This is a genomic window from Nitrospirales bacterium, from assembly GCA_031315865.1.
GTDB lineage: Bacteria > Nitrospirota > Nitrospiria > Nitrospirales > UBA8639 > JAGQKC01.
In genome coordinates, this window is the sequence record JALDRJ010000002.1 from 3,017,753 (window position 1) to 3,030,466 (window position 12,714).

The window sequence follows — 12,714 nt, forward strand, 5'->3', positions numbered from 1 at the left end:
GTCAGTTCCCAAGTCCTTCAATTGCCCCTTCAAGCAAGGTATTTTTTAAATCGAACACTCCGTCCGTGACGAACGAGTCTCCGAGTTCGATCCCGTGTTTGACTTCTACCAGGCCTCCGCCTTCTTCACCCAGTTCGACTTCGGCAAAATCATAACCGGTTTCGTGTTTTACGAAGACTCCACGGGCGCCATTGATCATGGTAACGGCGGTGGTCGGGATGGCAAGGACAGGAAGCTTGGTGTCGACAAGCTGCACTTCGACGTATTCATTCGGCTTTAACGCCCCGTCGCGATTTTCAACATCAAATCGGAATTGAATGGTACGCGTCGCTTCCTCTGCGACTGGGGCGGTGTAGGCCAGTATGGCGGCAATCGGTTTGCCTCCGCGTGGAATGACGTCGCCCTGGTCACCTTCTTTGAATCGGCGTGCTTGCTCGATCGGCAGGTTGGCAAAGATCCAGACGTGATCCGTATTCACGATTTCAAAAAGCTCTTCGCCAGCCTTGATTCCTTGCCCCAATACGGCATGTTGTTGAACAATCGTTCCACTAAGTGGTGCGCGAAGACTGTAGGTATGGCCTTCTACATGACTCCCATGTTCCAGTTCTTGTAATTCTTGTGAGGTCAATCCCATGTTCAGCAGTTTTTCTCTTACGTGTTGATAGACGGCCTGTTCTTCGATGTATTTTCCCCGATCCTCCTGAAACCGTCGCCGTGACACGACGTTCTCATCCAACAAAAGTTTGGTTCGTTTGAAATTTGTCTTGGCGACATCACGCTTGGCCTTCGCCACTAAATATTCCTGGATTAATTCGTCCAACATCAGGCTTTCAATGGCGGCGAGCGGTTGTCCTTTTGTCACCCGATCGCCAAGCTTGCTCAGGATTCGATCAATTTGCCCGGGAATGCGTGAGGAGACTTTTGCGATATGCGAGAGGTCAACGGCCACATTGCCTGGGGCCGAGATGACATGCGGCGTCAGGCGAGTGACGGCTTTTTCCGTTTGGATTCGATTGAGCACACTTTCGGGAAGGTCGGATGTCCGCACGGTTTTCGTACGATGGGACGGGGAGGGTTCCGGGATTTTCGCTGATGGCCCAGAGCTATCCTGACTGGTGTTTTCCGTGCAGCTTGTTGTGAATAACAAGAAAAGAATGAGCAGTCGTGTCATGGGCAATGTTCTCACGTTCGACTCCAAGGCCAATGATTGTGCCTTATAAGGTTTATCAACGGAAGGCTGAGTTTTTATCCTGACTTCCCAAAAAGACAGAATGATTCTGTTAGAACTCTGAGAAGGCGTCGGGAGGAGCGCGAGTGGAGCGGAGAGTGATGGGGATAGGAAGCGTAGGGGAGTGATCAGGTTTGCGCCACAGCTCACGGGAATTCGCGACGACTGTCATAGAGTGAGCGGTTGGTATGAGCGCAACATGTGGTTCGTCTATTGGAGACATGTCTTCTGGGGAGGGAACCAGAAGAGAGAAATCAATTTCTTCATGAGTGAGCTGATGCGTTGCGGTATGCTCACAGGTCCAATCATCAGGGGAAGGCTCAAGCATCGCCGAATGTTCAGATGGTGAATGCTGATGAAACTCACATGTGAGGTCTTGAGAGAGGACAGAATGGACGAGTCCACCATGCCGATGATGTTGGGCTCCATGGGCGTGGTCAGCTTCGGGATGGACATGGACCAGAGGCAAGGCCACGAGCCAGAGCATGAGCCAGATATGCGAGAGGTGTTTCAAGGCACGAGAATACATGAGCTCCGTTGCTTTGGGCATAACCGTAAGCCGTTGTCACTAGGCTCATCTTAGCATGGGGGAGTATCTATGGCTACTGAGAGAAAAGCCGCTGAATTCTCATTTCCGCGGTTCTGTCATCTCCGTACAGTCAAGGCTCAATGAAGAATCGGAGAAGCCTCCGTCTTCGTTCTTCGCCGTCTATGGTTCTCTCTTTCTTTCCTCCCTTGACGCACCGATGGGGCTCATCGCGTGGCTAGGAATTTCTTCCCTTTGTTATTTTCTTTTTGCAATTTCATTTTACGATTCTATCGAGTATGATGAACAAACGGACCCTCCGTTCTGATCTTTTTTCCCCTTCATATACAAAGGAATATATCATGTCCATGCGTCGTCTAAGAGTTACTATCCTTGATCTTGTCACCAAAGGGCCATCGAAAAACACGTTTGCGAGAGTCATGCATCCCAATATGGCGAGCATCATGCCTCAAGTCGTCGGGGTGTGGTGTGAAGAACTGGGGCATACCGTGCGGTATATCTGTTATACCGGCTTTGAAGATCTCTCTCACGAAATCATGGGCGAGACGGATTTGTTATTTGTCGGGGCCTTTTCACGGGCTGCGCAGACCGCGTATGCCGTGAGTAACCTCTTTCGAAGTCGTGGAGCGATTACGGTTTTAGGAGGACCACATGCCCGCTGCTACCCGCAGGATGCCGCCCGGTATTTTGATTATGTGCTTGGCTTGACTGACAAGACCTTGATTGACGACGTGATTCGTGAGTGCGCACCGCATCGACCCATGGGGCTTCAGCTTCATGCCGCTCGGCAACCTCATATGCTGCCCGGAGTTAAAGAACGATGGAAATTTATCGAGCCAACCCTCGCGAAAGCCCCTTTTCTGAAAATTGTTCCAATGATCGGGAGCATGGGATGTCCCTATACATGTAGTTTCTGTATTGATTCTGTGGTGGCTTATCAACCACTCGCCTTTGAGCAAATTCGAGAAGATCTCGTATTCCTACAACGGAAACTGCCCAATCCCTGGGTTGGATGGCATGATCCCATCTTTGGCGTGCGTTTTGATGAGTATATGAATGTCATTGATGAAGTGGTGCCGAAAGGGAACGTCAGTTTTATTGCAGAAAGTAGTCTCTCTCTTCTGTCAGAACCGCATCTGAAAGCCCTGCGACGAAACGGGTTTAAAGCCATTTTGCCGGGTATTGAATCCTGGTTTTCAAACGGCGATAAGTCCAAGACCGGCCCCAAAACAGGCGACGAAAAAGTCCGGCAAGTTTCCGATCATATCAACACCATTCTTCGGTACATTCCTTATGTGCAAACAAACTTTATTCTCGGCCTCGACACTGATCAGGGGGAAGAACCCTTTGCTCTAACGAAAAAGTTTTTAGATCTCTCTCCCGGCGCGTATCCGACGTTTTCCCTGTTTACCGCTTTTGGGCAGGCGGCGCCTCTCAATAAAGAGTTGCAAGAGACCAACCGCGTGCTGCCTATCCCTTTTTATTTTTTGGACAATAAGCGCGCGATGAATGTTCGTCCCAAGCACTATACGTGGCCCGAGTTTTATGATCATGTCTTAGACTTAACGGGATACGCGTTATCCTGGCCACGCATTCTTCGGCGCGCTCAGGCTAATCGGGGGATGGGGACAAAAATTCTCAATGTTGTACGTGCTGTGCCAGCGAGCCGTCTGAGATGGGATCTCAAGGTACGGTCGTGGCTGGATTCCGATACCACGGTACGGAATTTTTTGGAAGGAGAAAGCACAATTCTTCCCCGTGTGTATGAACGCAGGATTCAAAAAAGTCTCGGATCACTCTGGTCGGCCCTGCCTCTTGGGGCTCTCATGCATGATCAGAACGCCTACCTGAATGCTTCCCGCACCATGCCGCTTATGGATCTTCCGGTCCGTTCGGCGGTTCAATCGTGATCAATGACCTGCTGATAACTGCCGAGCGCATTCGATGATGGTTAGACTGGGGGCTTAATAAGAGCCATACGGAAAGCCTGGCAGGAGAAAAATATGAATGAAGCCTTTTTCGCTTTGCATTTTTTCATGATCCTGGCGATTTGAATTGACGATGTTCTTTTTTTAAATGTCATGTATTGATTTGAACTTTCCGGGAACGGAACTTACTTGCCCGGCCAAGTCCATCCTCGTATTTCTGGCATGTCTTCGCCGTATTGACTGATGTAGGCCTTGTGTTCGATCAGTTTATCCCGAATGGCCTGCTTGGCATAGGCTGCCAGAGGGCCGAGCGTCGGGACGCGATCGATGACATCTGAGACGAGATGGAAGCGATCGAGGTCGTTTCTCACCGTCATATCAAAAGGCGTGGTGGTTGTCCCTTCTTCTTTGTATCCCCGCACATGGAGATTATGGTGATTGGTTCGTCGATACGTCAGGCGGTGAATCAACCATGGGTATCCATGAAACGCAAAAATAATAGGTGTATCGGTCGTGAACAATGTATCGAACTCCTTGTCGGAGAGGCCATGAGGATGTTCATGTGGAGGTTGAAGTTTCATGAGGTTGACGATATTGATGACCCGGATTTTCAAGTCAGGAACATAGTGATGGAGCAGGTCGACGGCCGCCAGAGTTTCAAGAGTGGGCACATCACCGCAACATGCCATCACGACATCAGGCTTATGCCCCTTGTCGTTACTCGCCCATTCCCAAATGCCGATCCCCGCGGTGCAGTGTTTAATGGCCGCATTCATGTCCATGTATTGTAAGCTAGGCTGTTTCCCCGCCACGATCACGTTGATTAAGTTTCGACTTCGGAGGCACTGATCCGTGACGAACAGGAGGCTATTGGCATCTGGTGGAAGATACACGCGGATGACTTCGGCTTTTTTGTTGACGACGTGGTCGATAAAACCTGGATCTTGATGGCTGAAGCCGTTGTGGTCCTGCCGCCATACGTGTGAGGAAAGGAGATAATTCAGTGAAGCGATCGGTCTCCGCCAGGGGATATGGTTGCAGACCTTGAGCCATTTTGCATGCTGATTGAACATGGAATCGATAATGTGGATGAAGGCCTCATAGCAGGAGAAAAATCCATGGCGCCCCGTCAACAAATATCCTTCCAGCCAGCCCTGACATTGATGTTCGCTGAGCATTTCCATCACCCGGCCGTCTGGAGCTAGATGATCGTCGTAGGGATGGGTCTTCGCGACCCAAGTCCGGTTCGTAACCTCCAGCACATCCTGCCATCGGTTTGAGTTGTTTTCGTCTGGGCTGAAGAGACGAAAGTTCTGTTCCTCCATATTCTCCTTCATCACATCGCGGAGGAACTTGCCCATGACGCGAGTGGATTCAGCAAAGACCGCTCCCAGGGACGAGACTTGGACTGCATACTCCCGAAAAGGGGGGAGCCGGAGATCTTTGAGGAGCAGACCGCCATTGGCGTGCGGGTTGGCACTCATCCGCCGTTCGCCTTGAGGCGGAAGTTCGGCCAGCTCGGGAATCAATCGACCCTGGCTATCGAATAACTCTGCCGGTTTATAACCGTTCAACCATTTCTCTAGGAGGCGTACATGATCTGAATTTTCATGCATGGCCCCCATCGGGACCTGATGGGATCGCCAATAATCTTCAGTTCGTTTCCCATCGACCTCGCGAGGGCAGGTCCATCCCTTGGGAGTCCGGAGAATGATCATAGGCCAGAGCGGCCGTTGCGAGAATCCGTTTCTGGCGGCATCGGTCTTGATCATGTGAATTTCTTGAATGACACGATCAAGCGTTTCAGCCATACGCTGATGCATGGTGGCCGGCTCCTGCCCCTCGACGACATACGGGATATATCCGTACCCGCGGAAGAGGTGATCCAGCTCTTCATCGCTGATCCGCGCCAGGATGCATGGATTCGCGATCTTGTACCCATTCAAATGCAGAATTGGCAGGACCGTTCCATCGGTCACGGGATTGAGAAATTTATTCGAATGCCAGCTGGTGGCCATGGGCCCCGTTTCTGCTTCGCCATCTCCGATGACGCAGGCGACGATTAAGTCGGGATTGTCGAACGCGGCTCCATACGCATGGGACAGGGCATACCCGAGCTCACCGCCTTCATGAATGGATCCAGGAGTTTCCGGCGCGACATGACTGGGAATGCCCCCAGGAAAAGAAAACTGCGTGAAAAGGCGCTTCAATCCTTCTTCGTCTCGTGAAATGTTGGGGTACATTTCGCTATAGGTTCCTTCCAGGTACGCATTCGCCACGAGCCCAGGCCCGCCATGCCCCGGGCCGGTGATATAAATCATATTGAGACTATGGGCCTTGATGACGCGGTTCAGGTGGACATACAGAAAATTCAAGCCCGGAGTGGTGCCCCAATGGCCGAGCAGTCTCGGCTTGATATGATCTTTGGTCAATGGCTTTTTCAACAATGGATTGTCGTACAGATAAATTTGTCCGACTGACAGATAGTTGGCCGCACGCCAATAGGCATCGATCAGACGTAGCTCTTTCTTCGGTAAAGGAGTCGACATGGAACGGACCTCCGTCGCTTTCACGATTATTTCAGAACAGGATGTGGACCCTGACATGTGTCATGGTTGCCGTTGAACGCGTTTCCAACATCTTGCAGGCAAGGCTGTCGCGTTTGTGAGGGGGCCATCCAGATCGAGCGGCACGGAATCATGTACATCTCCATCGAGATTGCGTGGTGTTGGCTGGTCGGGGGTGTGTGCTGATCTATGAATCGGTGATTTGACTGTGCTGGGGAAGATTCTCTTTTGTGTCTTGAGGTCACGCGAGCCTCGTCTCATGGTGATTTACACCAGCTTTTTATGTTTGTGAGCCTGTAGGCATCGAACTGTCTCAGATGCAATCCAATCTTCTTCATCTGTTCCGATCACATACACGGCGACTGGACTTGCGTCTTCACTAATTTTCGTCACCTCGCCTGGCGTGATTCCCACGGCTTGCTTATTGCGTTCTTGATTCAGATGAACCCCGGCCCATTTCAATCCGTCGCAGATTTTCGAGCGAATTTCCGAGGCGTTTTCACCGATGCCGCCACCAAAGATGATCGCATTGACGCCTCCTAAGACGGCAAAATAAGCGCCCAGATATTTTTGGACCCGATAGCAAAACATATCAATCGCCAGTCTTGCGCGCGGGTCCTGTTTCTGCCTAGCGGCTTGGAGTAGCTGGCGCATGTCATGTGTGTCGCCTGATATTCCGAGTAGCCCCGACCGCTCGTTGAGCCAGCTTTGGATGCCCATGACCGACACCTGTTCTTTCTTCGCGAGATAACCGATGATGGAGGGGTCCAGATCTCCCGAGCGCGTGCCCATCATGAGTCCTTCCGAGGGACTAAACCCCATGGTCGTATCGATGGATTTTCCGCCGGCAATGGCTGTCATGGAACAGCCATTGCCCAGTTGCAGCGTGATGATCCGTTGATCTTTTAATGATTGTTCTGTGTGGTTGGCATAATGAGAGGCCAACGAGGCGTGGGCAATTCCATGGAATCCATATCGTTTGATGCGATGACGTTTGGAGAGTTCGTAGGGAATGGCATAGGTGGCGGCATGAGCCGGGAGCGTACGATGATACGCCGTATCGAACACTGCAACCATGGGCATGTCATGACCAAAAAAAGTTCGAGCGTCAACGATGCCTGCCAGACACGTGGGGTTGTGTAATGGAGCGAGGTCGTTGAACTGTTCGATTTCCTGCAACACCGAAGCATCGATGATCGTAGATTGTGAAAACCGATTGCCACCATGTACTACCCGGTGTCCAACCGCTTCGATTGTGGTGATAAAAGACGTCCAATTCTCAAATTTTTCTATGTCCTTGAGGGAGTCGAAGATCCATGTGAATGAGTCCTCAAGACGTTCATGGGTGCATTCCGACAGGAACACCGTCGACTCTCTGCCGGATATCTCGAGAGTACTTTGTTCCCCATTTTGTTTTAGCAGACCGTGGATGATCGATTGAGACGACTCCCGTTTCATCATGCCGGGATCGACGCAGGTGTCTGTGACTCGAAATTTTATCGAGGAACTTCCGCTGTTGATCACGAGGACTCGCATGATAGCCGTGATTCCTATTGAAGAGAGCGGAGAAGGCGTTTAGGACATTTCTTGTCGTCCGGTCGTAGTGCTACGGATTTCAAACCCAGGATCAAATGTGGCTTTTGCCATGCCGATTACTCGAAGAAGACATGATCCCACTCGCCCCTAATATATCGTAATTCATTAATTATGAATATAGGCTTGACTTCCCCGAGCTTTAGTATGGCTGCTTGGGGTTCAGCAAAGCAGATAAATGTCTGCGACTGGGAGTTGACAGCCTCACCTCATATATGGCTGTTCTTCCATCCTTGCCAGCGATCAGAGGAAGTGTTCGGCATGGCAGGGAGTCGGGGGGATGAGAGCCGAACGTTGACTGGCTTTAGGAGGCCAGTCGCCATGGAAGCCTATAAAAAGGTAAGATACCGCTGACAGAGCACAACACCGATGGCTGAGGGTATGGACAAAAAATTTCGATTTTCCATCTGGTATTTCATTTTTGCGTTTTGGATCCTGATTTTGCTGCAGGAATTGTACCTGGCCTCACAGCATTTGGATGAGGTGCCTTACAGCCAGTTTAAAGTTTGGCTTCTGGAAGATAAGGTCGCGGAAGTGGCGATTACCGACACAATGATCAATGGCAAACTGAAACCACATGTCAAAGAAGGAAATGAAGGAAATGAGAAGTGGTTTCAAACGATTCGTGTCGATGATCCGGATCTTGTGAATCTGTTAGAGGAAAAGAATGTCGAGTTTTCTGGAGTCATCGTGAGCACGTTGTGGAAAGATGTCGCTTCTTGGGTGATTCCTATTTTGATCTTTGCTGCCATTTGGATCTTTATCTTTCGCAAAGTTAGTCAAGGCGCGGGTGGAAGTTTTATGCGAATCGGACAATCCAAGGCCAAAATCTACATGGAAAAAGATATTCCTGTAAGAATGAAGGATGTAGCGGGGGTTGATGAGGCGAAACACGAACTCATGGAGGTCGTTGAATTTTTGAAAACTCCAGAGAAATTCACTCGAATTGGCGGACGCATTCCCAAAGGGGTGCTGTTAGTGGGGCCTCCTGGTACAGGGAAAACGTTACTCGCGCGAGCGATTGCGGGAGAAGCGGCTGTACCATTTTTTTCGATCAGTGGGTCAGAGTTCGTTGAGATGTTTGTCGGAGTCGGTGCCGCCAGAGTGCGTGACTTATTTGAGAATGCCAAGAGTAAAGCTCCTTGCATCATCTTTATCGATGAACTTGATGCGCTGGGCAAGGCGCGAGGTTCAGGGCCGATGGCCCACGAAGAACGTGAGCAAACGCTCAACCAATTGCTGGTCGAGATGGATGGATTCGATCCGCGGGTGGGGGTCATCATCCTGGCGGCGACGAATCGCCCGGAAATCCTCGATCAAGCGTTGTTGCGGGCTGGACGATTCGATCGACAAGTGCTCGTCGATCGCCCTGACCGGTCGGGACGTGAGGCGATTCTTCAGGTTCATGCCAAGTCAATTAAACTGGCGGCCGATGTGGCACTCGGGAAAATTGCCGCCATGACGCCAGGCATGGTCGGTGCTGATTTAGCCAACGTGATCAATGAAGCTGCGTTATTGGCCGTACGCAACAATCGTGAGACTGTCCAGCAAGCGGATTTGGAAGAAGCCGTGGAACGCGTAGTCGCGGGGCTGGAGAAAAAAAGCCGGGTGCTGAGCCAGGAAGAGCGAACGCGGGTCGCACATCATGAAGTCGGGCATGCATTGGTAGCCATGATGATCCCAGGGTCTGATCCCGTTCAAAAAATCTCCATTATTCCTCGAGGTATTGCCGCACTGGGATATACGATGCAACTGCCGATGGAAGACCGGTATTTGCTGACCCGTTCGGAATTGGAGAATAAGATCGCGATTTTACTGGGAGGGCGTGTCGCGGAAGAACTGATTTTTGGCGAAGCGTCGACGGGCGCAGCGGATGATCTCCAGAAGGCGACGAATATCGCGAAACGGATGGTCAAAGATTATGGCATGAGCAAAGTTTTAGGCACTGTGGCGTTGGAGTTAACCAATCGGCCAGCGTTTCTCTCGCCTACTGAGCCAGTGTCACGATCAGATTATTCAGAAAAAACGGCTAGAGAGATTGATCAAGAAGTGCGGAGTATGATTGATCAGCAACAGGAACGTGTTCGTACGATTCTCTCCCAGCTTCGGCCGGTCTTACTCCATGGGGCAGAAAAACTCTTGACCGACGAAGTGATGTCCGGGGAAAGCCTTCAGGAATTGCTTCGTACGCATGAAAAGGCCATGGCAGGGTCGGACTCGTAGGATATTCATGTAGGCCATTCAGGCAGACTATTGCAGAATACATCACTATTGGCGATTTCGACAGCCGTCTCCTGTCATGTGCAGGTTTGCATTGAGGTATTTTGCGACAGTCAGGCATATTTATCTCGTCCCATTTCGCCCCATCTTTTCCTCCTCTCCATTCGTGAAAAAGTCCTTTCCTGAACATTGTCTTTCTATCATTTGACCCTGCTTCCTTATGCTTGTACGCTTGCGTGACAAGGTATAATTTTTGCTTTTTTAAAGGAACGGTCAAATAGCATCAGCGGCGAAATTTGTACCAATGATTTTGTCGCTTAAAACTATGTGAGGTGTACCGATCATGAAAATCATTCTTGCCGTGGATGGCTCTGAACAATCGTACGAAGCCACACGTGGGCTGACGGGATTGGCTCCTGCTGAAGAATTGACAGTCTTGAGTGTGATCAGTGTCCCTGGATTGTCTTATCCCACTATGGGCGGAGGCTTGCCTAAAGACTTATCCATGCAAGTGGAAAAGGCCATGAGAGATGAAGGGGAGAACGTTCTTCAACACGTGGTATCGTTGCTTCCCCCGAATCCTGGGCCAGTTAAAAATGTCTTACAAGTCGGAGACCCCGCGGAGGGTATCATCAGTTTTGCCGGTGAACAGCATGCAGATCTGATTGTGATGGGGGCAAGAGGACAAGGACAGATTCAAGAACAGATGTTCGGAAGTGTGTCCCATCGGGTCATGACGCATGCGCCCTGTTCGACGTTGATCGTGAAAGATTCACTCCGAAAAATCGAGACACTTCTGGTGCCGCTCGCTAACCGGGAAGATAGTGAGAAGATGTTGAAATTTTTCGAGCGACGACCATTTCGTAATCCAGTGCAAGCTACCATCCTACATGTTGTGCCATTTTCGCAACCCATCTGGCCCGTCGGGGCCATGATTCCTGAAGAATTTCGGAAAGAAATCATCTCCCATGGAGAACAATTTACCGAAGATCTTGCAGGCGAACTACGAAACTTGGGTCATGAGGCTAAAGGCATAGCGGTGATGGGAGCTCCATCGAAAAGCATTGCCGATGCGGTCGAGAGTAGCAAGCCTGATCTTATTTTGATGCAAACACATAGCCGGTCTGGACTCAGTCGTTTTCTGCTGGGAAGTGTGTCGCATTCGGTCATCCATCATACACATTGTTCAATCCTTCTCGTGAAGTAAACAATGAGCCTGGAAGATAAAATGCAAGACAAAAAAGAATTTAGTCTCATCACCAATTGGGTATGGTGGGGAGCCATTATTCTTGGGTTGGGGATTGTTCTGTACTTTGGATTTTTCGCTGAATTGGTGGAATGAACGTATCCTTCAATCATCACCGGAATCGGCGTCCCAGAAACGCTGCATCTGAAGATACATGAATGAAGCTGTCCATGTAATGAGCAGGAGCCCTGTTAACCCTTCCATGCCGGTGAGGAAACGAATCGGACCGTGAGGGATGAGATCTCCGAAGCCCAATGTCGTGTAGACGACAAATGAGAAATATCCGCAATCTTGGAATGTCGGCTCGGTCATGAGGCCTTCAAACCTTCCATACTCGCTGTATTTGGTCAAGAAATAGTACCCGATCCCAAAAACCCAGACTTCGATCACATGCGCAATCAGTACGGCGAACGTGCAGATCATGAGATTAATCCGTGAACGATGGGGGTGCGATTTCATGAAGTCGGAGAGTCGAAACAAGGCTTGAAAATGAATGTGAGCGACGATAGTGACGAGTAGCAAGGTGACAAAGAAGGTGGTAACCATGAATTATACGTCGCGGTGCGCAAGATCTCCCTTAGAGTGTAAGGGGATAATGAGGGCATTCAAAAAGCAGGTACGACCGGAGAAAATCATCGAGCTGGTCCACCATGCAGTATGGATCGAGTAGGGATTGAACACATTATTGCGGTCTTTGCGATAATGGTCGTGTCTTGCAACAGAATTAATGGCCCAATGTTCGGAGATACGCGAGAATATCATGGATCTCCTTGTCCGATAGATCATTTTTCCATGAGGGCATCGCGGTTCCAGGACGGCCTTTTCGAATGGTTTCGAGTATTTCGTCGTCGGACTTTTTCCCGATGATTGTCAAGTTGGCTGCAGGGGGGACGAGAGCTTGACCAATAGGGCCATCACCTTTTCCCTGTGGTCCATGGCAGTTGGTGCAATAGCGGTCGTACACAGCCTGGCCTTTCGCCGCACTGCCAATGCCGGTTAGGTGTGAGGGTGATCGTTCACTTCCGTTGTTCTTTTGCGAAGTGGGTCGAGTCGTGTTTTGACCGACGAGATAGTCTACCAAGGTTGAAACCTGTTCATCTGGAACCGGACAGCCAAACTGGTGTTTCATCTTTTCGACAGTCTCGTGCCATTGAGTACGAGAGAGTAGGGGTTGCGTGTAGACGTATTCTGCCGAATGACAAATAAGGCAATAAGATGTCGCAATTTCACTTCCCTGGCCGGCCTGAAATGTGATGGGAGGGGAGGGAATCAAGATTGTTTCCTGGGCATGAACTGATAACCAGACCGGCCACAAAGACAAACTCAACAGCGACAAGAAAAAGATACGACACAGACGAGTCTGGATATTCATGGTGCTCTCTCCG

The 12,714-nt window shown here is 50.2% G+C and carries 9 protein-coding genes; 3 read left to right on the forward strand and 6 right to left on the reverse strand.

Annotated elements, in window-relative coordinates:
• Position 1: 1 nt before the first annotated feature.
• Positions 2-1,171, reverse strand: coding sequence for an efflux RND transporter periplasmic adaptor subunit (locus tag MRJ96_13765; GenBank protein MDR4502511.1), 1,170 nt, complete (start codon positions 1,169-1,171; stop codon positions 2-4).
• Positions 1,172-1,280: 109 nt separating this feature from the next.
• Complete coding sequence (locus MRJ96_13770) at positions 1,281-1,757, reverse strand: hypothetical protein (protein ID MDR4502512.1); 477 nt, start codon at positions 1,755-1,757, stop codon at positions 1,281-1,283.
• Positions 1,758-2,116: 359 nt separating this feature from the next.
• On the opposite strand from MRJ96_13770, the gene MRJ96_13775 reads away from it, so the two are divergent.
• Complete coding sequence (locus MRJ96_13775) at positions 2,117-3,685, forward strand: hypothetical protein (GenBank protein ID MDR4502513.1); 1,569 nt, start codon at positions 2,117-2,119, stop codon at positions 3,683-3,685.
• Positions 3,686-3,888: 203 nt separating this feature from the next.
• Here the strand turns inward: MRJ96_13775 and MRJ96_13780 are convergent, their stop codons facing one another.
• Complete coding sequence (locus MRJ96_13780; protein MDR4502514.1) at positions 3,889-6,252, reverse strand: phosphoketolase family protein; 2,364 nt, start codon at positions 6,250-6,252, stop codon at positions 3,889-3,891.
• Between the two features lie 285 nt (positions 6,253-6,537).
• Positions 6,538-7,806 (reverse strand): acetate/propionate family kinase, encoded by a 1,269-nt coding sequence (locus MRJ96_13785; protein MDR4502515.1) that lies wholly within the window; start codon positions 7,804-7,806, stop codon positions 6,538-6,540.
• 438 nt (positions 7,807-8,244) lie between these two features.
• On the opposite strand from MRJ96_13785, the gene ftsH reads away from it, so the two are divergent.
• Positions 8,245-10,086, forward strand: a complete 1,842-nt coding sequence (gene ftsH / locus MRJ96_13790; GenBank protein MDR4502516.1) for an ATP-dependent zinc metalloprotease FtsH — start codon at positions 8,245-8,247, stop codon at positions 10,084-10,086.
• A 340-nt stretch (positions 10,087-10,426) separates the two neighbouring features.
• The gene (locus MRJ96_13795) at positions 10,427-11,290 is read left to right on the forward strand and encodes a universal stress protein (GenBank protein ID MDR4502517.1); all 864 of its coding nucleotides are present in this window, start codon (positions 10,427-10,429) and stop codon (positions 11,288-11,290) included.
• A 144-nt stretch (positions 11,291-11,434) separates the two neighbouring features.
• Here the strand turns inward: MRJ96_13795 and MRJ96_13800 are convergent, their stop codons facing one another.
• Together MRJ96_13800 and MRJ96_13805 are read right to left on the reverse strand one after the other, a co-directional pair.
• A complete protein-coding gene (locus MRJ96_13800; GenBank protein MDR4502518.1) occupies positions 11,435-11,875 on the reverse strand; it encodes a potassium channel family protein in 441 nt (146 codons plus the stop codon).
• Between the two features lie 178 nt (positions 11,876-12,053).
• Positions 12,054-12,701, reverse strand: coding sequence for a c-type cytochrome (locus tag MRJ96_13805; GenBank protein MDR4502519.1), 648 nt, complete (start codon positions 12,699-12,701; stop codon positions 12,054-12,056).
• Positions 12,702-12,714 lie beyond the last annotated feature (13 nt).